The following is a 20,260-nucleotide window of genomic DNA, read 5'->3' as shown; positions in this document are numbered from 1 at the left end:
GCCGCGTCAACCATCACTTCTTGTTGGCGGCCTCGCGCTCGATAAAGGCGACCTCTACGCCCTTCTTCAGGAGCCTTGCCAGCCTGTCGGCGTCCCAGTTAGTGAGGCGCACGCAGCCATTCGACTCCGCCTTGCTGACTTTCGATGGGTTGGGAGTCCCGTGAATGCCATATCCTTCCGCCGAAAGTCCGATCCATTGCGATCCCACGGGATTGTTGGGGCCGGGCTTGATTTTGAAGGCTCGTTTGGACTTAACTCCCTTGAACTTGTAATCCGGGTTGTAGCGATAATACGGATTTGCATCGATCGAGATCACCTTGAGGATGCCACTAGGGCTCGGCTTCTCCTCGCTTCCCACGGTCGCGGGAAAGAACGCGATCAGTTCGGAATTGGCGAACGCCTTGACGGTTTGGGATATCTTGTCGACTTCGACACGCGTCACGGCTGACTTGCTCTCCTTCACCGCAACGTTCATCACCGCGATCGTTTGGCCGGCCTCGTCGAATTTCTTGCCGGGGTTGAGAGCCGCGAGCAAAGCCTCGCTCATGTGAAACCTTTCGGCGATGGCCTCGCGCGGGCTGGTGTAGTCCAGCGAATTCAGGCCTTTCAAGTCTTCCATCTTCGCAGGCAGCTTCTTCAGAAACGGCCCTTTGACGTCCTTCTCCGTGATCTTGTAGTCGACGACGATCGGATCCGATCCGGTGGCCAGCAGGGCGCCCCATATTTCGGACGTCAGCGGCTGCTTGCTCACGGCCAGGCCTTTGGATTCGGCAAATGCCTTCAGGGCTTTTTGGGCGTTCTCGCCCAGCTTGCCGTCGATCTCGCCGGGCGAGAAGCTGGCGCGGTCAAGCAGCACTTGCGCCCTGACGATTGCGGGATCGATCTTGTCGTCGCCCGGCAACTTGCCCTTGAATTCGGCGTTGTTGATTGCCGCCGCATCGAGGCTCGCGAAGGCTGGAGGGGCGAGACAGACCAGCAGTATCACCCCGGCAAACAAGCCGACCATCGGGAAATCTCCAAAACAACGTCTGATAAAGATTTGGACGGATCGAAGTTCCGCGTCTGCCGCGGACAGGCGAAATTCCCGCCGGCGCAGCTCAAGCATCTCTGTGGTTGGACGTTTTCAGGTGTCCGGCCGGCCGCGAACGCGACATTCGCGGCCGGCCGGCACAACTCCAAAGCGGAAGAGGCAGTCATCTTTACTTCGCGAGTCTGGCCTTGATCTCGGTCAAGCCGGCTTCGTAGACGCCAATCAGCGCCTCGCTGGCTGCCTTTTCCTTTCCCTCATCGGGGGTATAGGAACCGCTCCATGTGATCGTCGAAGACCCATCACCTCTGGCCGTTACCTTGATCGTCGCCTTGTAGTTCGAGACCGGTAGCGGGCTCGAAACGAACGCATAGGAGTAACTGTGTTCATCGTCGTTCCGCGCGGTTTGCGTTTCCACAAACGCAGCCTTGCCGTCCCTGGTCACGAGAACGCGGGTCGGCGGCGCCTTGCCGTCCTCGATGCATTCGCCTACTGGCGGCAACCAATTCTTGATTGCGCAGAACGGTCCGATCACTGACCATACAGCGGTGACGGATGCTTTCACGTCGGCGCTGCGTGAAATCGTAGCCGCAAAAGCGGGTGCGATGCCGACGCTTAGAAGCGCCGCTGCGCCAAGCGCCGCAGAGCACGTCAACAGAACAGTCGGATCACTCTGAAATTTTCTCATGGAAGGTCCTTATCATTTGGGAGTTTATTCTGCGGCTCGACTCCGGTCGGCGCTGGTGGCAACGAGGAGGAAGAGCTAGGTCCAGGCGCGCCCGAGTCCGCATTGCGGCGAGTTACCAAGCGGCGTTGCGGGCGGCCAGTTCACGAAATGAATCGGGTCCGGTACAGAAACTGAACTGGATACGGCGACCTTTCCTCAGTAGGGTTCGCGCATCAGCGAAATGGAGAGAAGCATGGCCGAAGGTAGCTACAGGCAGTTCTGCCCGGTTGCGATGGCTGCAGAAGTGCTCTGCACGCGCTGGACCGTTGTCTTGCTTCGCGAGCTCGTCGCCGGCTCGACGCGCTTCAACGAACTGCGTCGCGGCGTGCCGCGGATGTCACCGGCGTTGCTGTCACGGCGGCTCAAGGATCTTGAAGCCGCAGGGATTGTCGCTCGCGAGGCGTCGCACTCGGAGTCCGGTGCATTCGAGTATCGTCTGACTGCGTCGGGGCGAGAACTTGGACCGATCGTCGAGGCATTCGGAATCTGGGGCCAGCGCCGCATCGACGCGGATTTGTCGCTCCAGCACCTCGACGTTCAACTCCTGATGTGGGACATGCGGCGGAATCTGAACACGACGCCGATGCCGCAGGGGCGAAACGTCATTCAGTTCCTCTATCCCGAACTGACCGCCGCGCAGCGGTCCTGGTGGCTTATCGTCGACCCCAAGGACGACGTCGATCTCTGTTCAGTCGATCCCGGATTCGACGTCGAGCTCTATGTGTCCGTCGACTTGCGAACCATGACCGCGATCTGGATGGGGTTGGATACGGTCCGCGCCGCCGTTGCAAGCAAGCGCATGATTCTGACCGGCGACCGCCGCATCGCTGCTGCCATGCAGACATGGCTCGGGCTCAGTCCGTTTGCAAAAGAGAAGAAACTCGCGAGCTGACTGCCAGTACAGTTCCGGAACTGGAGGCAGCCCAAAACTTCCTGGATAGTTGAATGACGTGTTCAACTTCGAAAGGAAGACAAATGGATCACGCCGGAAGCTGTTTTTGCGGAGCCGTCAGGCTTGTGGTCAGGGGGACGCCCGAGGCCATGGGTTATTGTCACTGCCGTTCCTGTCGCTCGTGGTCTGGCGGGCCGGTCAACGCCTTCAGCCTGTGGCAGCCGGAAGCGGTCGAGATTAAGTCGGGAAGCGAGCATATTGCGACTTTTCAGAAGACGCCGCAGAGCGAGCGTCAATACTGCCGAATGTGCGGCGGCCACTTGATGACCAATCATCCAACGTTCGGACTGGTGGACGTGTTTGCTGCGACGATTCCGACCCTGGATTTCAAGCCGGGCGTTCACGTCAACTACGCCGAAACGGTCCTGCGCATGCGCGACGGCCTTCCCAAGCTCAAGGATTTTCCCGCCGAACTGGGTGGCTCCGGAGAAGTCATCGCAGAATGATCAGGCCGTAAGAAGAAAGGCGGATAGCCTTTCAGCGCCATAGCCCGGATGGAGCGAAGCACAATCCGGGATGGTTCGCCTGGAGAAGAGACCCCGGATTTCGCTTCGCTCATCCGGGCCCGTTACCCCGTCTACGCGCTACATTCGACGCTCAATCCGGCCGGATCATCTCGAACATATTTTCCGGCTTGATCTCGAAATAGTCGCCGCGGCGGCCAGCGCGGACGATCGGATGAGCCAACCCGGTCTGGTAGACGCCGTCCTTGATGAACGCCTTGTCGATGTGCACGGCGACGACTTCGCCCAGCGTCAGCCAGGCCTGCGCCTTTTCGCCGTCCTTGCCCTGCAACTGGAGGATCTGCGTCAGCTTGCACTCGAAGGCGACCGGGCTTTCCGCCACGCGGGGCACGTTGACGAGCTTGCAGGGCGCGGCCGTCAGCCCCGCGACCTTGAACTCATCGACATCGCGGGCAACGTGGGCCGCCGTCGCGTTCATCTGATTCGCCAGATCCATGGTGGCGAGATTCCAGACGAATTCGCCGGTATCCTGGATATTGCCGGCGCTGTCTTTCCAGTTCGTCGAGGAGAAGCCGATGATCGGCGGATGATAGCAGAAGGCATTGAAGAAACCATACGGAGCGGCAGCTTAATAGCGAAAGCCTGATTTCATTAGGAATTTGGCGGCTGGCCGCCTAACGCCCCCCTCCCCTAGGCCGCCCTCCTGGGATCAGGAGGGCGGCCCAATTTTTTTAGGGAACAATTGCCCAAAAGGGAAATTAGCTTGCCCGAGAGCGAATCTCCCCTGCCCAAAAATTGCACCCCTGCAACACGCACTAAAAAAGTCGTGTTCTCGCCCCTGTCGAAAAGATTACGCCACGATTTGACCAACCCCCGTCACAACTATTAGGCTGTCCGGGCATCACATAACCCGCCCGTTAAAAGGGGATAAGATGGCAATTAAGAAAGTGACGTTCTCGTTCGATATCCCGATCGAGAATCTACTCGCGTTAGTCGCGGCAGGAAATGCCGGCATGCGAGTTGACGTGTACGGGAGTGATAAGACCAAGGCGCTGCCCAAGGCTCTTACTCAGAACGCCCACGCCGGCCTGTTAGAAGGCCCCAGGCCCAGCAACGCCCAGCGCGGTACGGGCATCGATGAGAACGGTCAGCCGATCAAATCTATGACCGTCGTCCTCAAGCATCTGGCTCAAAGGCCGGCCTACATTTCCGATCTGAACAGCATCAAGACGGCGCTTCACAACGCCGGCCTGACTAGCCCGGCTACCCATCATTCGCAAATGTATACTTGCGTCAAGAATGGCTGGGCCGTCCGCCTGGGCGCCGCTCAGTACAAGTTGACCGCCGAAGGCTTGCGCGAGTGTGCGCGGCGCGGCGTTGCGATTGCCGAGGCGCCCAAGAGCGACAAGGCCACTAAGGGCAAAGCAAAGCCCAACGGCAACGGAAAGGATCAGGCTGTAGGAGTGGAGCGCCAGCATGGCTAAGAACGGGCACAAGAACGGACAGAAGCGTCGCGGCGAGATTTTGTATCGCTCCTACAATTTCGTGGACAAAGACCCCGTGATCGATCGCATTCGAACAATCGTTGAAGATGAGGGCCTGGATAACAGAGAAATCCACGTCATCAGCGGCGTCTCAGCCACGACGCTGCACAACTGGTTCGAGGGTGAAACCAAGCGACCGCAATATGCGACGATCGCAGCCGTCACTTCTTCTCTTGGCTACAAGCAAGAATTCGTCAAATCGAAAAAGGTCGATTTCGAGCGAGAGATTGCCAAGGCCCGGAAGGAAATCGAAGCGGCAAGGGCGAAGTGAGGCAACATATGGCACGTCGGGGCGTAAAGGTCAGCGCGAGGCGCGGCAGCAATATCGATCAGGAAATCGGTATTCGCATCCGCGCGCTTCGCGACGATCAGAAGATGTCGCAGGAGGATTTGGGGAAGCTGCTGGGGGTCAGCTTCCAACAAATCCAGAAATACGAGAAAGGCACCAACCGGGTTTCGGGCGGGCGGCTTGTGAAGATCGCGAAAGCGCTTCACACCACCCCCAACGAACTCGTTGGTTGGGAAGAGAACGGCTCACTGGCGGCGGACGGCAAGACGTTCAACCTTGAGGCCTATCGGCTGTCACGGACCTTTGAACGGCTGCCGCCCGATCTGCTGCCGCCTTTCCGCAACCTGATTAATACGATCATCAGGGACTACGAGTAGGAGCGTTGTCCGGGGCTGGAAGTCCGGAGCGCTTAAATGTTGAATGCGTCTATCAAGGATATCCCGATGCCGCCGCGCATGGCGCGGCGGCCAATCTCCGACAAAGGTTTCCCGGTCCCGTGGTTCGTCGCCAAGGTAGACGGCCAATGGGATTTCAGGGTTGTCGATACCCCGAAGCTTCCCCAGGCTGTTAAGCGCGGGCTGTGCTGGCTGTGCGGCGAGCCGCTGGGGCAATATCTGTGCTTCGTGATCGGCCCCATGTGCGCGATCAATCGGGCGTCGAGCGAACCGCCATCGCATCGCGATTGCGCCGAATATGCCGTCAAGGCTTGCCCGTTCCTAAGCAAGCCGAATATGCGACGCAACAAGAACTTCGATTTCGAGCCGGTTGGACCGGCCGGCGTCGGCGTCGCGCACAATCCAGGCGTCACCCTGCTTTGGATCACCAAAGGCTATCGTCCGTTTCGCGCGAACGGCGGCGTGCTGTTCGAAATCGGCGATCCCCTGGAAACCTATTTCTATCGCGAGGGCCGCACCGCTACCCGCGACGAGATTCTGGCAGCGATCGATAAAGGCCTGCCGATCTTGCGTCAGATGGCGGCGGAGGAAAACGCCATGCCCGAGCTACAGGCGCAGATCGATCGCGCAATGACGCTGATTCCTGCGTGAGGCGGCCATGGGCGCGTTCATGTTTGGCGTGCTGCTAGGCATCGCCTTTTTCCTGCAAGGCTATCTGTATTTTTTGCTGCGCCGGAACCACCGCACCTATAGCCAGCTTTTGATGGAGTGTCGGGCGCTTCGCGTTGAACTTGAGCGACATAAAAATCTGCAAGGAGGGGAGTTGTGGACATCGATATCCGAAAAATTTTCGCGGCCAACGACGCTGCACTAGCGCGCGGCGCCTTGAGCATGTGGACGGTCTACGATCACCCGGCAGATTTCCCGCATAGCTACGTGGCGCGGCGCTTCGAAATCAGCAATGGCAGCGCCACGCCAACCGGCGATATTGTGCAAGGCGAATTATCAATCATACGCATCGGCTTCCAGCATTGCGGCATGGTCTGCCTAATGCGCAATGAGGAAGATGATCCGAAGATTATCGAGACATGGCTTTAGCTCTCAAGATCACCCTGGGCGCTACAGCGGCTTCCGTGATCCTAATCGCGGCGAGCGAGCGCAGCCGACCGGTCGCCCCGGTAGTCGCGCGCGAGCCGATCGAGACCGGAATCGAGTTCGCCGAGCGCTTCCCGATCCTGATTGGTCCGCCGTCCGACGAGTGGCGCGCAAAGGCGATGGTGCCAGTTCCACCACAGCCGGAAGATCAGGCGGAACTGCCACGGGGGAAGGCGGAAAGCCAAACGATAAAGCCATCGAGGAAGAAAGTTCGACATCGCATCACCTGTCGTCGCGTTTATTACACCGTCAACCGTCACCGCTATTGGAAGTGTCGCCGATGAACCGAAAAGAACGCCGCAAAGCAAGAGCCACCGAGCGCCTGGGCGACGCCCCAATCGAGGATTCCTATCGCGGAAAAATGGAATTTCTCGCCCGGCAACTCGATCACCTATTTAACGGTGACTTGCGGGGACAAGAACGACATACGGGTTTTGTCCTAATGGTTTTCCGTTATGGTGACGAACCCGGCCGATGCAACTACATCTCCAACGGCGCCGATCGCAACGATGTCGTGACGCTGATGAAGGAAATGATTGCACGGTTCGAAGGTCAGCCCGAAGTGAAAGGCAGCGCATGACCGAAGAAAAGCAACTCGATATGCAAAAAATCATGAACGATCTGGATCGGCGCCTGGGCGACGAAGGATGCGACGAAATGCGTTTCGCTCTGGTTGTTTGGTGCGGCTGCAATCCGATGCCGCTATATGCCGGGTCCAATGAAGAGGACATGCGCAACGCCGCCTCTATGGTGCAGATGGCTGCAAAACTGATGTCGTCGGTTGATCCAACCTTTTTCGCCAGCGATGTAGCGGGGAACGCATGATCGAAACCTATCTGATCTGGTCTAATGAACATCAGGGATGGTGGAAGGCCGATGGCTGGGGGTATTCCCCAGGCCTGCGTGAAGCCGGCCACTTCCACAAAGACCGCGCGTTCGACATTTGCCGCTCTGCGCTGCCAGACGCGGCGCGCATGGGCATGCTATCGGAGATTCCGGTTCGGCTTTCCGACATCAACGAAATGCTTCGCGATCAGAGGGTGCCCAAGGCCGTTCACGAAGGCGCGGGGGACGCGTGAGCAATAACACCTATCTATGGGCGGCGTTTGGCTTGCTGGCGATTGTGATTATCGGCGCGAGTTTGCCACGATCAAAGAAAGCCTTTCTTGAATTGACGTTGATGGTGACGATTGGCGTGGCCGTATGGTTCGGCTACCTGTGGTTCTACCTTCGCCATGGAATGTTGTTCGCGGACTAAAATCATGAAGCCCGATCTGACGCTTGCCGCCGCCGCCAAATATGTGCGCACCGCAAAGGCGCCGGCAGCCTTCCTAAGCTTCATCTTGACGGTGAAGCGGATCGTTTCGTTCACCCAGGAGCGCGCGAATCGATTGCTGCGATACGTCGCGATCACCCGCGCCTATCGTGCCGGCGCCCCGGTTCAAGTCATCGAGGACAAGTATGGATGCAGCCGATCGACGGTGCTGCGCTATGCCCGCCTCGCCGAGCTACCAAAGCGGCCGAAGCACTTCGATACCGATGTCCGCGCGGCAGTGATTGCCGACTACAAGGCCGGGAAAATGAGCGTGGCACAGATCGCCGCCGCGCATGACGTGTCACAAGCCTACGTGTCCAAGACCGCGCGAGAGGAAGGAATCTCGCGCTATGCGCCACGCCCGAAACGCAAAAAAGGCCCGCGCCCGGCCGAAGCCGAACGCGGGCAAAAAGCTGAAAAGACGGCGCGGCTGTAACTAAACCCACGTCCCTATTCGAGCGTTGAGCGGCACGGCGCCGGCCGCGCAAGCCGCAGCCGTAAGGTGGACGCCATCATTGGTCCAGTAGTTCGCCGAGCCGTTCACCGCCCACCGATCGAGCGCGACGCTATCGGCAAACACCGGGTTCGGGTTGAAATAGTCGTCCAGGCCACCGGTCCCGACGCTCGCAATGATCCCGTCGTTGAGCGCATCGCGGCGCGTCCCGCCGGTCTGGTAGTTGGTGACCGGAGTCTGGTTGGCAGTCGTGGCATAGCTGTCCGTGCTGGTCACCCTGGGCGGGATCAGCGGGATTTCGACGCGCCGCAGCCCTGCGGCCTTGAGCGCCGCCGTTGCCGTCATGAGGTCCGCCAGCGCTTCCGCCCCGCTGCGCCCGGCGACCGCCATGTCATTCGTGCCATAGGCCAGAAAGCAGTGCGTCCAATATTTCCAGTAGACCGCCCGCTTGGCGTAGCCCAGGACGAGGTTCCGCACGGTAGAGCCGCCACAAGTCTGCTTCTGCCATGGCACGGGGCGACCGTTGACATTCCATAGGCCGCGAGCGATCCAGCCGCCGCCCGCCGAGCCGTCGCCGGCAATGTTGGTGTCGTTGTTGCCGTCCGCGAGGCTGTCCCCAATGACGCCCACGGCGATGTCAGGCGATCCTACAGCACGGCCGATGATCGCCGCAGGGCCGAGTTCGGCCGATGCCGTGGCGCCGCCCGCCCGCTGCACCATGGCACCGGTCCCGAGAAGCTGCGAGGCATAGCCGCCCGCAGGGTCCGAATAGAATGTAGACTCGCCCGAGCCGCCCGCGCCGCCGTGCTTGGTGTTGCGCTCATTGAGTAGCAACGTGCTGCGCCGACGTAGCCAGAATTGCGTATTGGCGGGGAAGCTGGGCAGCCCGAATGCTGACGGATAGATCGGGTCCGATACCAGTTCGGCCAAACCATTCGTGATGTTGCCAACGTTCTGCCCGCCGAACGTCACCTGCACCGTGCCGACGCCCGGCCATTCGACGGCAATCTCGATTGGCTGATCGTTGCCTGGGTTGGTTTCGACGCCGCTGTTGTTGAGGATATAAAAGCCCGCATAGACGAAGCGCATTTCCGATAGCGCCGCGCCACCGGTCCTCATGGACATGCGGGTTTCGCTAATCCGAAAATTTTCCGTGGCGGCGATACGAAAATTGTTCGGCGTGATACCACGGTTGGCAGCAAGCAGGAGCGGCTTGACTGGCGGCGCCCCGCCCGCACCGCCACGAATTCCCGAGACGCCGAGTCCGAAACCAAGATCGATTGGTGACATCAGTACAGCGCCCACACGTCATCACAAGAGCCGAACGTCACCCTGCTGACACTCAGCGGATTATAGCCAGCTTGCAGCGGAACATTGCTGGCCGTGCTACCGTCCTCATTAATCAACGTCGCGGTGCCGGCGACGCCGACCAAGAGCGCACGACATAGCGACATGCTCTGACCGCTTGTCACCTTCACGATCGAGCCCGACGGGCCGCTATCGACGGGGAGACGTGCCATCGTTTCTTTCCTTTCTTTGAGAGGTCAATGGGTCCGATCGTGCCCATTGCTGCGCATCTGGCGATCGTTGAATATGTCGGTCATCAGCGCAACGAGCGGTTCTTCCGCTTCGGCATAGGGGCGCAACGTCGCTTGCAATTCGCTGATATCGCGCCGCAGATCGGAGGCGATATTCGCCACCCAGCGCGCATGACGGTGCTGGTGCGGCCGGCCAGTGAGTTTTTCGAGCAACCGGACAAGCACCGTCATCGTCGGCTCCGCTTGATATCGAAGATCGTGCTCAATTGCGCGATCACGATTTTTAGTTCCTCCAACGCGGCTGCGGAATTTTCCGCGACATCCTTCAACTCTTTTTGGGCATCCTGCCGCTCGTTGCGTTCAAGCCAAAACAAGATGGCAAACAACGGCGCCGCCAGCCCGCCCGCCGTTTTCACATATTCGAGCAAATCGATGAGCGACACGGCTGATCCTCATTTGCCAGCCAACGCTTGCTCAATCGCATATGCGAGCGGCTTCGGCTGATAGTTCATATCGAACGGCAGCGGTCGCTTGTGGTTCGCGTACAGCCACGAATATTTATCGACCAATTGCCAAGTCATGACTGCCTTCACGTTCGGAAACGAAAGCACGTCATCGAGATAGGAACGGGCGAACGCGGCCACGGCAGCGTCAACGGTTGCGGCATCCGCTGTAGACGGCAGCGCGAGCCCGCTACCGCCGACGTGCGCGATATCCAATTCGGAAACGTGAACTTCCAGGCCGCGCTTATATAGCTCGCCGAGCAGCCACAGAACGCCTTCATGCGAAACCATTGCCCACATGATGAGATGGCTTTCGATGCCGACGCCATGAAGGGGCACGCCAGCGTCGAGAAGGCGGTCGATCAGCGCGAGAAACTTGACGCGATTGTTCTCGTAGTTGAAGCGCTCAATAGATTGCTCATTGAGGAATAGCTTCGCCGATGGATCGGCCGCATGTGCCCGCACGAAAGCGCGCTCAACATACTTCGGACCCCATACCGTCATCCAAAGCTTGGCCCGCATGCCATCGGCGCGACCATGTGATAGTTCGATCGGTTCGTTGACGACATCCCAAATGTGGATACGCCCAGCGTAGCGCTCCATCGTTTCGGTGATGTGCTGATCGAAATAGCGCTTCGCGTCATCGACCGTTACAGGCGCGGTCAACGCTCCGAAATTCGGCGCCATGGTGCTGTTGGTCCAAAGCCATGCCGGGTTGTATTCGTTCCAGATCAGGCAGTGGCCTTTGACCCTGATCGAATTTGCTTCGGCCCAGGCAAGCAGATCATCGGTCTGCGACCATACCGGGGTTTCCATCGCTTCAAGCGTTGGATGCAGCGTGCTCCACTTCATCGGCGTGTCGGTCGTGATGATTCCGCAATGCTGCCGATAGAGCGCGGCATAGTCTGGATCAGTCAGCACGGCCCCCGCCGCCGCCGCGCCGAACATCATTCCCTTTGCGCGCGCTGTCGCATTGAGGTTCATTTGCCATCACTTCCTGCGGAAGATGTTCGCCGCTTCATACAGGAAATAAAATCCGGTCACGGCAGCGATGAACTTCCACTGATTATCGTCCAGGGGATCAGTCGTGAAGATGCCGCACGTTCCCGGCGGGGCCGCCGAGCAACCGGCCAGCGAACCGACAACCTTGTCCCATACCAGCAATTTCCAGAACACAATCACCACGGGCACAGCAAGCGCAGAGCGGACGAAGATATTGGCGCGCGATACGCCGGCTTCCTTAATCATCAGATCGCGGCGCGCTTCCAGCGTCCTTATGCGTTCTTCGGCCGCAATCTTCTCTTCCTGCGTCTGCGCATTCCGTGCGTTGATTTTCTCGTTAGAAATCGCGGCTGTGAGATTGTTGATGGTGCCGAACGCGCCAGTAATCAGGGAAGGAATTGCCGTCAACCAACTCAACATTGGTCAGCCTTTCGGTGCGGCGCTGGTATCAACCAGCTTCACCACTTCGACATGACCGACATCGGGGACATAGGCGTCCGTCGAAACAACTTCGGTCCCGCGCCGACGAATGTATTCAGTGATGAAGCCGCTTATAATCAGCCAAGCCGTGAAATATTTCGGCGGCAACAGCGGCGACAGATCGGTTGCCTGCAACGCAACCCAGATGCACCCGACAAGGATTTGCAAGCGCGCCCAGGCGATCGTGCCGCTGTTGCGCACCCAATTCCAGAACTTGAGTTTCCATTGCTGCCACATGGCTAAACCTCCGCATGAGGCGGCGCGGATGTTACCCCGCGCCGCCCGCCGGCTTTTGTCGGCTCACCCCGAAACAGGAGGCGGAACGGTGCTATCGCCGACCGGCACCGGCTGACCGGCGTTGTCGGTATTGAGCGCAGCCGCAAGCTTCGTCGCATTCTGTTCGACGGCATCGAACAGTTGATCGACCTTGGCCTGCACGTCAGGCGGCAGCGCGCCGCTGATGATATCGGCGAGTTGCTGGCGCAAGCCCGCGTTGTAGGCCACAAGGCTGTCGATCTGCGTGCTTTGTCCCTGCACCGACGCAAGCGTTTCATCGAGTGTTCGCATCTGCCTTCTCTCCATTTTTTCGAGACGGACGAGCCCCGCCCTGATCTCTACGAGGTGACCCAGGATTTCCCCCTCCCGGTCCAGGGGTCCGTGAAGATGGACGTGAACATTAATCGGCATCAGGCTTCCTCATGCTCTATTCCTGTAGGTTTGCCAGAGCAGCCAAACGATGCCGGCAACGCCAATGCCAATCGCGGCGATCAGGATGGCGATGCCAAGCGAAAATCCCGACGCGTGCGCCTGTTGCGCGCCGACGACAGCCCCGGCGACGATGGCGCCCGTTGCGGTGTTTTGCGCGACCGTTGGCGGTGCGGTGCCAAATTTGATGGAGGGATCAAGCTGCACCATCGCCATGAGTAGACCGGCGCAGCCAAGTTGTTTGTCTACCGTGTTGGCATCAAACACGCCGTCGCGAACATACTTGCCGGATTTATATTGATCGGTCCCCGACCAGAGATAGGGCGATGGAATGCCCCGCATCGCGTAACCAAGGCCATTGTATTCTTCCAGCTTGGTCAGCGTGCCGGCGATGCTCCAATCCTTGTTGCGCGCGGCATAGGGCGGGCAATTAACCAGTGCGTCATAGGCCGCATCTTCCCACGACTTGAACGGTCCCCGCCCTTTCGGGACATGCGTTGAAACTTGGTCCCACGGATCACCCTGCGCTAGACTGCGCGACCAGCTTTGCGAACTTTCCCGTTGATGGGTCACGGCGATAAACGGCCACGGGACGCCGGTTCGCGCCGATACCGCCTCATATCTCGCTTTCGCTGCGACCAATCGCCTTGCTACGGGCACAAACTCCGATGCCCGCGGTTAGGGTGGCCGCCGTCCAACGCCGCGAGTTGGCATCTCGCAGCTTTGCAAGGCTGACTGCCATCTTTAATCCTTTAGGGAATTTGGGAAGCGTCCCGAAATAGTTGGTCAATCGCTTCATCGGTCAGTCCGAGCGATTGGCCGAGCGTCGCAATGAGCGGATCAGTGCGATTGACTTCCGTGGCGTATTCCCAAGTGATCTGGGTGGCGCGGCCTTCGGCCGCTACAGCCGCTTCGACCTGATCCAGCAAGCCGGCAGCCAACAGCGCGAGGCGCGCTTGCTTGGGCGAGACGAACGGCGGGACGATGGGCGGCGGCACCGTAAGCGTGTTGGCCACGGGGTCGTACATGAGGCCGCCATAAAAGGCTTGCGGGTCCGCGACATCATCGTCCGTGATTTCAAGCAACACAGCGGCTTGAGGAAATAGCAGAGTGATATCGCGGGTCGCGGCGCCCACCTTGCCATTGTAGACGGTGGCCTTGATCGATCCGGCCGCCATGGCATCGCCCTGCATGAAGTCGTACCAGTCCACGCCATCGCTTTCGCGCTTGCAGAACATGATGTTGGGTGGAAGGCCTTCCGGCCACACGTCAGGAACGTAGCGCACCCATGAGCCGTGGTTGATGATCGTCATACATAGCTCGCTGTGTACCAACCGCCGTTGTTGAGTTGGTATTGCAGATAGCGATAGCGGAAAACGATGTTGCCGGAGAAGTCGGGGCCTGACGCGCCCGTGTGGACACAGCCGCCGTAAGGCTCCGCTAATCCGGCATTGCGCGCATGCGTGTAGTCGGCCGCGTAGGCCAGACGGACGGCAACCGCTTGGTAGTACCCGTTAGCGATCAACGGACCACCCGGCAGGTTGTAATTGGAGCCGTCCCAATAGAGGTAACGGCTGCCTGTGTTGCCAAGGAAGATGACGCCTGTCGTTGGAGCGCTGACGCGCACAGAACTGAGGTCGCCCGGAGTGCCGCTCACGATTGGGCCAGCATGAACGACGCCGTTGGTGGCCGATAGGTGGCCGCTGGAAATCGTGAGCGATCCGGTCACCGTGTCGCCAGCCTTGTTGACCGGGGTATATCCCAGCGCCGCTTGGTAGTTGCCGGCGGGCTGCGCGCCGATGTTGCTCTGCGCTTGCGTCTTTTCGCCTGCCGTCAGCGTCTGGGCGACATCATATCGAACGACTGGCAACAGCGTTGACGCCAGATTACCACCATTGAGCGTGAGCGCTCCGGTTTGGGCGCCGATGCTGGCAACGCCGGAAATCACGCCAGAAGTGAGTTGCCCCAACGTTGTCTGCTTCCACTCGCCACCCGCCGCTTGATCTTGGATCAGGACTAGATCGGCTGTCGTGGGCGCTGGCTTGTTCGCGAGGCCGCCAATCGCGATGTCGGTCGGCGCGGCACTGCCTGCTGTTGCGTTCGCCTTGAACGTCCAGGCGGGCATCTGCGCCAGTTCAACATTGGTCACCGCAGCCCCGAGCGACCACGCATTTGCACCTGTGCGGCGCGCAAGGCCTGTTCCTGATAACGCGGCAATCGCTTGCAGATCGGCGTCGAGACTGCTTACCAGCAAGGACGATACCGAGACTTCCTTATAGTAGCCAACCGAGCGATCCCTGATCGCGAGAGTGGCCAGCGCCGCGTCAACGATCGCTTCCTGTTGAAGGAGCGAATAATCGACATCAAACGTATAGCGGCCATTGGCCTTGGTGATTTTCAGGAAGTTTCTCGCGACTGCTTCGGCCGCGATCGTCGGGATAATTTTGGCCTTTAGGGTCGGCTTGCGCAGAACATCCAGATTGAGCCTGGGGGTCGTCGGGATGGTTTTGGCCATCAAGGTTGGTTTGCGCAGAACGTCCAGTTGAAGCCTGGGCCTGCGCGTGACGGCGACCTTGAACGTCATAGCTTCGCTATCCCGTTGTAGACCGACAGGCGCCCGGTCAACAGTTGGTTCACGTCGCCCGCCGCGTCCTTATAAACCGCGCCGATCTGGTAACTGCCGGCGCAAAGGCCGCCCATCTCGCCGAAAGGAATGCGAACGTCCAGCACGGTTGGCGACTCAAGCGTGATCTTGCCGTTGGCGAGCGATGCTCTAAGTCGCTCCCCATTGTCATCGGCCACCACAAACAAAATGTCGGTCGCGCCCGAAAAATCGATCACCTCGTTCGTGTCCAGATCGGTTGCGCTAAACTGGAAATTCCAATCCGCCGTGTTCGATTGTTCGAAGGAGACAGCGTAGGCCATGCGTCACAACTTGATGTAGATGGTGGCAAGTTTGGTTGGCTGCACGTTGGCATGTGCGCCGCCGCCGCCCGTGCTGTAGGTCGTGTCGAGGCCGTTGCTACTGTTGACGCGAACGCCCGTTGCTGCGGCATTAATGGAAATGCTGGTAGTACCGGCCACGCCGAAAGCGCCGCCGCCGCCAACACCCGAGCCGGAAGCAGTCGTCCAATAAGAATGATTGTTGACGCTGTGGTTATGTGTCGGATCGTAGATGCCGGCACTGTGATAGTGCGCCGGCATTTTATCGGTCGTCAGGACGTTGTTTTCCAGGCCGCCACGCGCACCGAGCACGGTTGGCGCCACGCCGAAATAAGTTGATGTCAGGCGCCCGGACGCCGCGTTGCCCATATCGTCCAGCGCAGCTAGCGCGCAGCCGCGCCAGTCCGGCAGCGTGATCTGCTTGTTCGCCGCCCAATCCGCCGCTGCGGTCGCGCCGCGCGACGGGATCACCGGCAGCGTGCTATCGACCAGCCAAAGATGTTGAAACAGCGCCTGCGCCGTGGCGTCGGCCAATTCGGTCGCACCGGAAAAGGACGAGCCAATGGTTCGCCCGTTAGCGCGGACAAAGCCGGCGATGACGGCGATGTCATAGCGCACCTTGAGGTCGCCAGTCCCCCAAACCGTCGTGGGATCGACGCCGCCACCACCGCCGCCGCCGCCCGAAGGGCCGATGACGAGAATGTTGTCGGCTGCGAGTTGCACCAAGCCGTTCTTGTCTTGCAGCCGGACCTTGATCTGGCCATCGGCGAGAAAGAATTGCGGAATGCGCCCGGCCGCATCCAGCGGGATCGGGTTTGGCAACGGGATCGTCAGCGCGCTATCCGCATAGGCGTTCTGCGGCGTCGCGACGGTTCCGGCCTGGATGATGTAAAGCTGGCCACCCGAAAGCGGTTGCGCGAATTCATCGAATTGTTGTGTTAGGCTTAGGGGTATTGTACCGGACATAGCTCCCCTCACGAAAAAACCCGCCACGAGGGCGGGTTTCGAAAGGATTTCGAATGCAGTTTCTTTGGTTGCTGTTTCAGATCACCGTGGCCGGGCTGACCTTTTGGTGGATCAGTACCTGGGCCGATGTCAGACAGTTCGGCATGGCCCCGGCGCTAGTCTCAATGGGCGCAGCGCTGTTCGCTACGCTGCTATTGAGTTGGTTGCTCCGCTTGTGGGCGCGACGCATTGAGGTAAGCGACCAACCGCCGCGAGACATCGGCAGCACGCCGCGAGGTTGGATTGAGCCGCGCCAACTCCCGAAGCATCCCCCCGGTATTCCGATCGGTGATCGCCGTCGCGAGTTGCCCTAGCTGCCGGCCCGATCGCCATAGCTCATATTTGTCAACGAGCGGCTTGAAGAATTGGGTTGGACTGCCGCCGCTCTTTGCCAGCGTCGGCACCACGCCGCCCGCCGTTCCCATCGCCTGCTGGATTTCCTGATTGTAGGCGGTTCTCGATCCGATGTTCTGCCGCGTCCCGGTCGCTTCCAAAACATCGAGCAAGCGATTAAAGCCGCGCCAGCGGTCCGCACCGTTTGGCAACGCTTCAACCGCCGCCTGCAAATTGGCGCGCTGCTGGCCGCTGCCGGCGATCAGCGCGCGGAATTTGGCGCCGCCGGCTTGATTAGGCCCGCTCTGCAAATCCCTCGCCGCCTGATCGAATGCGGTTTCGACATGGGCGCGAACCAGATCGGACGCGGCTTTTGGACTTCGGTTCGCCACCGCGCGCACCGCCTCGCTAACCTCTTGTTCGGTCCGCGCTACGGGCTGCCTGGGAAACAGGATTTCAATCGCCTTCTTGGTCGTCGTGTTCTCTTTCGCCAGCCGGCCCAATGGATGGCCTTCCAGTAGCGGATTGAGATAGCGTTCGCGCAGTTCAGTCTGACGCGCCAGCGCTGCCTCATAAGCGCTTGGCCCCTGCGTCGCGGCACGTTCGGCCGCAATCGCCACGTCCTTGATGCCGCCGCCCAGGCTGCCCGTAGTCGAAGAAACCAACTGGCTGGCATCGGGATTGAGCGGCGACGCCGCTGCACGGGCGCGCTCTTCCAACCGCTTGGCGACGGCATCATACATTGCCACCGATCGATCGCTGGCCGCACGGACCACGGCATTGAGCGCGGGCGTGTTGCGAATTTCGTTGACGGTTTCCGCAAACAACGCGTCATCCATCATCGCCGCATGAACCCGAGGCGGCACCAAATGCTGTCCGGCCGCGTCATAGAGCGGCCTTGTCGCCGTCGTGATGGCATTGCGCACGCCCTGCACCGTTTCGCCGGCAGCGTCCCGCACTGCCGGCCCAATGGTGGACGGCGCAACCGGCGGCGGCCCAGGCGACAGATTGGCCGCTTCGGCTTCGACCGCACGCTGCACCTGCTGCGGACGCCCGGCAAAGAAATCCTGCATCTGCGGTGCCGATCGCGCCGACGCTTCAAGGTGGCGTTGCAGATCAGTTAGCACCGGACGGCCGGCAACTTGGCTCAAGGCTTCCGGCCACGTCAATTGCACGCCGCGCTGGGCGGCATCCTGCATCAGCACGTCGGCCTGATCGACCATTTGCGGCGTGACACCGCGCGGCAATTGGTTTTCAAGCACAGCCCGCGTGGTGTTCGGCCGCGACAGAAGCGCTTGCGCGCCGCCGCCCGTCAGCGCGCCCAGGAAGCGCGCCAGCGGTTCAATCGGCTCGCCCTTGGTAACCTGCCCAAAGGTTTCACTGGTAAGCGCTGGGGCGAGCACGCGCGCGGCGCGGCCGGCTAGTCCAGCTTGGCCACCAACGGCGGCTGGCAGGAATTCGCCAACGGTCTGCGCATACTCGCCGACCTTGGTTTGCGGCTGATAGAATTCACCGGTCGTCTGTTCGATCCGCTGCTGAATGTCGCCAGATGACGGCGCCCGCGACAATACCTGCCCTGTCGGAAAATACTGCGCCGCGTTATAGGCGGCTTCCTTCCCCCTCGAAATCGTTTCGGGAGAAACGCCGAGATATTCGCCGGCAGCGTCGAGCCCCTTCGACGCCAAGCCGCGAACGTCGCCCGCCGCGCCGACGAGGCCGATACCGCCCTTGACCGTGCCAATCCCCAACGACTTCACCGCGTCAGCGGCAATGCTCATGAGGTCGTCACCGCCCGCTTCGGCCGCTGGCGGCTCGCCAGTGATGTAGACGCGTTTCAGTCCCCCGGTCGGCCCGGTTGGCGCCGGCGCAGCAAGATTTTTTTGCGCGTAGCTGATCGCGTCGGCTTCGCTCGCGCCTTCTGGGGCGTTGACTCGATACTTCGCGCCATCCGGCCCGGTAACGATATAGCTAGGCATTACGGCACCCGTTCAACGGACCAGCCATCTGACGCTGCCGGCGCTGCTGCTGGCGGCTTGAACCCCGCTTTTGCAAACGCCTTGAAGCGCTCATAGGGGTTCGGCAGCGCCTGGAAGCGCCGGTTGGCTTCCTTAACATCAATCTCGCCCGCAAGCGCCAATTCGGCAATTCGCGCGCGTTCAACCTTATGCTCTGCAAGCCCGGTCAAGGTCGCATCGATGATAGCGTTGCCCTCCGGGGTGTTGATGAGCCGGGTCAATCCGCTCTTGAACATCTTGGCGTCGAAATCCGAAGTGGTGCCCGAACCGGGGACGCGCTGGGTCGGCGTCATCTTGTTGACGATGGAGGTATAGGCTTCGATTGCGCCCACGTTCTTGCCGACCTTGATACCGTGTTCGGCGAGCCATGCCTGCGTTGCCGCTGTGCCGCCGGTCTTGATGACTTGGCGCAAGTCGCGCATCTGCTCAAGCATCGCCAGATCGGCGGTAGCGCTTTCGCCTTCCTCGCTGATCTTTCCAAATCGTTTCGCAAGAACCTGACCGCCTTCCTTGGCAAAGGCCGTCTGCCCCTCTGTGCCAACATTGACATTGGTGGCGCCGGATTTCCGCAGCATCATTTCTAGTTCAAGCGGCGTGCCCTTGAACCCGCTCTGCGCCGCCAACTGATTGAGAAACTGAATTCGCTCCGGTGGCTTGGCATCATCGAGCGCACGCTTGAACAATTCCTTGGCGATGCCCTTTTGATCTTCCGGCAGATCAGGATTGGTCAGCGCCCGCAACAGGACCGGAACATGCGCTAGCGTCGGCCCCTGGGAAGATGCCTGCGCAATGGTCTGCTGGGCCGGCGCCACGCCGGACGGACGCGACGCCGCAAACCGTTGGTCGAAGCTGGGCGCCGACTCCGCAGCGGGCGCCGGGGCTCCGGGCGCTGCTGCGGGCACGGGCGGCGCTGCGGGCGCAGTCAGGTTGCCCGCGATCGTACCATCGGGATTGGTCCGGATGATCCCGGTATCGGGTTCTGGCGGCAATGCCGCGACGCGCCGAGGCGGCGGCGGTTCGTCGGCCGCCGCATTGGGGACCAATCCAGGCGTTGGGTTAACCGCGACTTCGGGCGGCGCCGCGATCGTGCGGGCTGCCGATGGCTGACCGCCCAGCATGCCGCCAACGCTGCTGTTGAATTCGGCGGCAGCCTGACGGGCGAGGCCTTCCTTTCGCTGCTGTTCGCCCAGCGCCAGAAATTTCAGCGTCGAATTGATGTCGCCCATATCGGCAACCTTACCCGCCGCCTCGCGATAGCTGATTTCGCCGGTCGATAGTTTCTTGCCGAGGTCGGACAGCCGATCGCGGTTTTGCGCCTCGCGATAGACGTTGCCAAGGTTCGACAGTGGCGACCAATCGATGCCGCCGCTGAAAGCCTGCTGTTGCTGATAGTGGATCGGTGCGATAGCCATGG

30 protein-coding genes and 1 pseudogene are annotated in these 20,260 nt (G+C 60.2%); 12 read left to right on the top strand and 19 right to left on the bottom strand.

The genetic code is table 11. The features are described 5' to 3' along the window. Positions 1–13: 13 nt before the first annotated feature. Together V1288_RS18855 and V1288_RS18850 are read right to left on the bottom strand one after the other, a co-directional pair. Positions 14–1,006, bottom strand: coding sequence for a L,D-transpeptidase family protein (locus V1288_RS18855; protein WP_334358460.1), 993 nt, complete (start codon positions 1,004–1,006; stop codon positions 14–16). A 193-nt stretch (positions 1,007–1,199) separates the two neighbouring features. Further along, a complete protein-coding gene (locus V1288_RS18850) occupies positions 1,200–1,715 on the bottom strand; it encodes an SRPBCC family protein (RefSeq protein WP_334358459.1) in 516 nt (171 codons plus the stop codon). A gap of 232 nt (positions 1,716–1,947) precedes the next feature. Here V1288_RS18850 and V1288_RS18845 point away from each other — a divergent pair, with 232 nt between their 5' ends. Then, on the top strand, positions 1,948–2,646 hold the full coding sequence (locus tag V1288_RS18845) for a winged helix-turn-helix transcriptional regulator (RefSeq protein WP_334358458.1): 699 nt from the start codon (positions 1,948–1,950) through the stop codon (positions 2,644–2,646). An 83-nt stretch (positions 2,647–2,729) separates the two neighbouring features. Then, on the top strand, positions 2,730–3,152 hold the full coding sequence (locus V1288_RS18840) for a GFA family protein (RefSeq protein ID WP_334358457.1): 423 nt from the start codon (positions 2,730–2,732) through the stop codon (positions 3,150–3,152). Between the two features lie 151 nt (positions 3,153–3,303). On the opposite strand, the pseudogene V1288_RS18835 reads toward V1288_RS18840, so the two are convergent. Further along, a pseudogene (locus V1288_RS18835) lies at positions 3,304–3,792 on the bottom strand (flavin reductase family protein); the annotation flags it as partial. Between the two features lie 310 nt (positions 3,793–4,102). Here V1288_RS18835 and V1288_RS18830 point away from each other — a divergent pair. From V1288_RS18830 to V1288_RS18810, 5 genes are all read left to right on the top strand, one after another. Beyond that, complete coding sequence (locus tag V1288_RS18830; RefSeq protein ID WP_334358456.1) at positions 4,103–4,654, top strand: hypothetical protein; 552 nt, start codon at positions 4,103–4,105, stop codon at positions 4,652–4,654. Beyond that, positions 4,647–4,985 (top strand): hypothetical protein, encoded by a 339-nt coding sequence (locus tag V1288_RS18825; RefSeq protein WP_334358455.1) that lies wholly within the window; start codon positions 4,647–4,649, stop codon positions 4,983–4,985. The genes V1288_RS18830 and V1288_RS18825 overlap by 8 nt, the downstream gene beginning before the upstream one ends. An 8-nt stretch (positions 4,986–4,993) precedes the next feature. Further along, positions 4,994–5,380, top strand: a complete 387-nt coding sequence (locus tag V1288_RS18820; RefSeq protein ID WP_334358454.1) for a helix-turn-helix domain-containing protein — start codon at positions 4,994–4,996, stop codon at positions 5,378–5,380. 36 nt (positions 5,381–5,416) lie between these two features. Next, positions 5,417–6,049 (top strand): hypothetical protein, encoded by a 633-nt coding sequence (locus tag V1288_RS18815; RefSeq protein ID WP_334358453.1) that lies wholly within the window; start codon positions 5,417–5,419, stop codon positions 6,047–6,049. Between the two features lie 174 nt (positions 6,050–6,223). Continuing rightward, positions 6,224–6,496 carry a hypothetical protein gene (locus V1288_RS18810; RefSeq protein ID WP_334358452.1) on the top strand — a complete coding sequence of 91 codons (273 nt, stop codon included), beginning with the start codon at positions 6,224–6,226 and terminating at the stop codon, positions 6,494–6,496. Positions 6,497–6,537: 41 nt separating this feature from the next. On the opposite strand, the gene V1288_RS18805 is transcribed toward V1288_RS18810, so the two are convergent. After that, positions 6,538–6,771, bottom strand: coding sequence for a hypothetical protein (locus tag V1288_RS18805; protein WP_334358451.1), 234 nt, complete (start codon positions 6,769–6,771; stop codon positions 6,538–6,540). A 62-nt stretch (positions 6,772–6,833) separates the two neighbouring features. Between V1288_RS18805 and V1288_RS18800 the strand changes: the two genes are divergently transcribed. The 5 genes from V1288_RS18800 to V1288_RS18780 are packed head-to-tail and all read left to right on the top strand — an operon-like array spanning position 6,834 to position 8,304. Then, positions 6,834–7,133: a hypothetical protein gene (locus tag V1288_RS18800; protein ID WP_334358450.1), complete on the top strand. Its 300-nt coding sequence runs from the start codon at positions 6,834–6,836 to the stop codon at positions 7,131–7,133. Continuing rightward, positions 7,130–7,378, top strand: coding sequence for a hypothetical protein (locus V1288_RS18795; protein WP_334358449.1), 249 nt, complete (start codon positions 7,130–7,132; stop codon positions 7,376–7,378). The genes V1288_RS18800 and V1288_RS18795 overlap by 4 nt, the downstream gene beginning before the upstream one ends. Continuing rightward, complete coding sequence (locus V1288_RS18790) at positions 7,375–7,632, top strand: hypothetical protein (RefSeq protein WP_334358448.1); 258 nt, start codon at positions 7,375–7,377, stop codon at positions 7,630–7,632. The genes V1288_RS18795 and V1288_RS18790 overlap by 4 nt, the downstream gene beginning before the upstream one ends. Then, a complete protein-coding gene (locus tag V1288_RS18785) occupies positions 7,629–7,811 on the top strand; it encodes a hypothetical protein (protein ID WP_334358447.1) in 183 nt (60 codons plus the stop codon). The genes V1288_RS18790 and V1288_RS18785 overlap by 4 nt, the downstream gene beginning before the upstream one ends. A gap of 4 nt (positions 7,812–7,815) precedes the next feature. Then, entirely contained in the window at positions 7,816–8,304 is a 489-nt protein-coding gene (locus V1288_RS18780; RefSeq protein WP_334358446.1) for a hypothetical protein, read from the top strand. Here the strand turns inward: V1288_RS18780 and V1288_RS18775 are convergent, their stop codons facing one another. The 15 genes from V1288_RS18775 to V1288_RS18705 all read right to left on the bottom strand — a co-directional run bounded on the left by V1288_RS18775 (position 8,305) and on the right by V1288_RS18705 (position 20,258). Beyond that, positions 8,305–9,411, bottom strand: coding sequence for an SGNH/GDSL hydrolase family protein (locus V1288_RS18775; RefSeq protein ID WP_334358445.1), 1,107 nt, complete (start codon positions 9,409–9,411; stop codon positions 8,305–8,307). It lies immediately after the preceding gene. A 200-nt stretch (positions 9,412–9,611) separates the two neighbouring features. Beyond that, on the bottom strand, positions 9,612–9,842 hold the full coding sequence (locus V1288_RS18770) for a hypothetical protein (RefSeq protein ID WP_334358444.1): 231 nt from the start codon (positions 9,840–9,842) through the stop codon (positions 9,612–9,614). 24 nt (positions 9,843–9,866) lie between these two features. Further along, the gene (locus V1288_RS18765) at positions 9,867–10,091 is read right to left on the bottom strand and encodes a hypothetical protein (protein WP_334358443.1); all 225 of its coding nucleotides are present in this window, start codon (positions 10,089–10,091) and stop codon (positions 9,867–9,869) included. Continuing rightward, positions 10,088–10,303, bottom strand: a complete 216-nt coding sequence (locus V1288_RS18760) for a hypothetical protein (RefSeq protein WP_334358442.1) — start codon at positions 10,301–10,303, stop codon at positions 10,088–10,090. The genes V1288_RS18765 and V1288_RS18760 overlap by 4 nt, the downstream gene beginning before the upstream one ends. Positions 10,304–10,312: 9 nt before the next feature. Then, positions 10,313–11,347, bottom strand: coding sequence for an endo-1,4-beta-xylanase (locus V1288_RS18755; protein ID WP_334358441.1), 1,035 nt, complete (start codon positions 11,345–11,347; stop codon positions 10,313–10,315). 6 nt (positions 11,348–11,353) lie between these two features. Then, on the bottom strand, positions 11,354–11,785 hold the full coding sequence (locus tag V1288_RS18750) for a hypothetical protein (protein ID WP_334358440.1): 432 nt from the start codon (positions 11,783–11,785) through the stop codon (positions 11,354–11,356). A gap of 3 nt (positions 11,786–11,788) precedes the next feature. After that, positions 11,789–12,082 (bottom strand): hypothetical protein, encoded by a 294-nt coding sequence (locus V1288_RS18745; protein WP_334358439.1) that lies wholly within the window; start codon positions 12,080–12,082, stop codon positions 11,789–11,791. 63 nt (positions 12,083–12,145) lie between these two features. Further along, positions 12,146–12,412 (bottom strand): hypothetical protein, encoded by a 267-nt coding sequence (locus tag V1288_RS18740; protein WP_334358438.1) that lies wholly within the window; start codon positions 12,410–12,412, stop codon positions 12,146–12,148. 129 nt (positions 12,413–12,541) lie between these two features. Next, positions 12,542–12,892: a hypothetical protein gene (locus V1288_RS18735; RefSeq protein WP_334358437.1), complete on the bottom strand. Its 351-nt coding sequence runs from the start codon at positions 12,890–12,892 to the stop codon at positions 12,542–12,544. A gap of 410 nt (positions 12,893–13,302) precedes the next feature. Continuing rightward, complete coding sequence (locus tag V1288_RS18730) at positions 13,303–13,863, bottom strand: hypothetical protein (RefSeq protein WP_334358436.1); 561 nt, start codon at positions 13,861–13,863, stop codon at positions 13,303–13,305. Further along, positions 13,860–15,134 (bottom strand): hypothetical protein, encoded by a 1,275-nt coding sequence (locus V1288_RS18725; RefSeq protein WP_334358435.1) that lies wholly within the window; start codon positions 15,132–15,134, stop codon positions 13,860–13,862. The genes V1288_RS18730 and V1288_RS18725 overlap by 4 nt, the downstream gene beginning before the upstream one ends. Then, positions 15,131–15,475: a hypothetical protein gene (locus V1288_RS18720; RefSeq protein WP_334358434.1), complete on the bottom strand. Its 345-nt coding sequence runs from the start codon at positions 15,473–15,475 to the stop codon at positions 15,131–15,133. The genes V1288_RS18725 and V1288_RS18720 overlap by 4 nt, the downstream gene beginning before the upstream one ends. A gap of 3 nt (positions 15,476–15,478) precedes the next feature. Continuing rightward, positions 15,479–16,459 carry a hypothetical protein gene (locus V1288_RS18715; RefSeq protein ID WP_334358433.1) on the bottom strand — a complete coding sequence of 327 codons (981 nt, stop codon included), beginning with the start codon at positions 16,457–16,459 and terminating at the stop codon, positions 15,479–15,481. A gap of 191 nt (positions 16,460–16,650) precedes the next feature. Then, the gene (locus tag V1288_RS18710; protein ID WP_334358432.1) at positions 16,651–18,807 is read right to left on the bottom strand and encodes a hypothetical protein; all 2,157 of its coding nucleotides are present in this window, start codon (positions 18,805–18,807) and stop codon (positions 16,651–16,653) included. Further along, positions 18,807–20,258 carry a hypothetical protein gene (locus tag V1288_RS18705; protein WP_334358431.1) on the bottom strand — a complete coding sequence of 484 codons (1,452 nt, stop codon included), beginning with the start codon at positions 20,256–20,258 and terminating at the stop codon, positions 18,807–18,809. Before V1288_RS18705 ends, V1288_RS18710 begins: the two co-directional genes overlap by 1 nt. Positions 20,259–20,260 lie beyond the last annotated feature (2 nt).

The sequence above is a fragment of the Bradyrhizobium sp. AZCC 2176 genome (assembly GCF_036924645.1).
GTDB lineage: Bacteria > Pseudomonadota > Alphaproteobacteria > Rhizobiales > Xanthobacteraceae > Bradyrhizobium.
The sequence above is the reverse complement of the archived record's forward strand: the minus strand, read 5'-3'. Positions and strand labels throughout refer to the sequence as shown.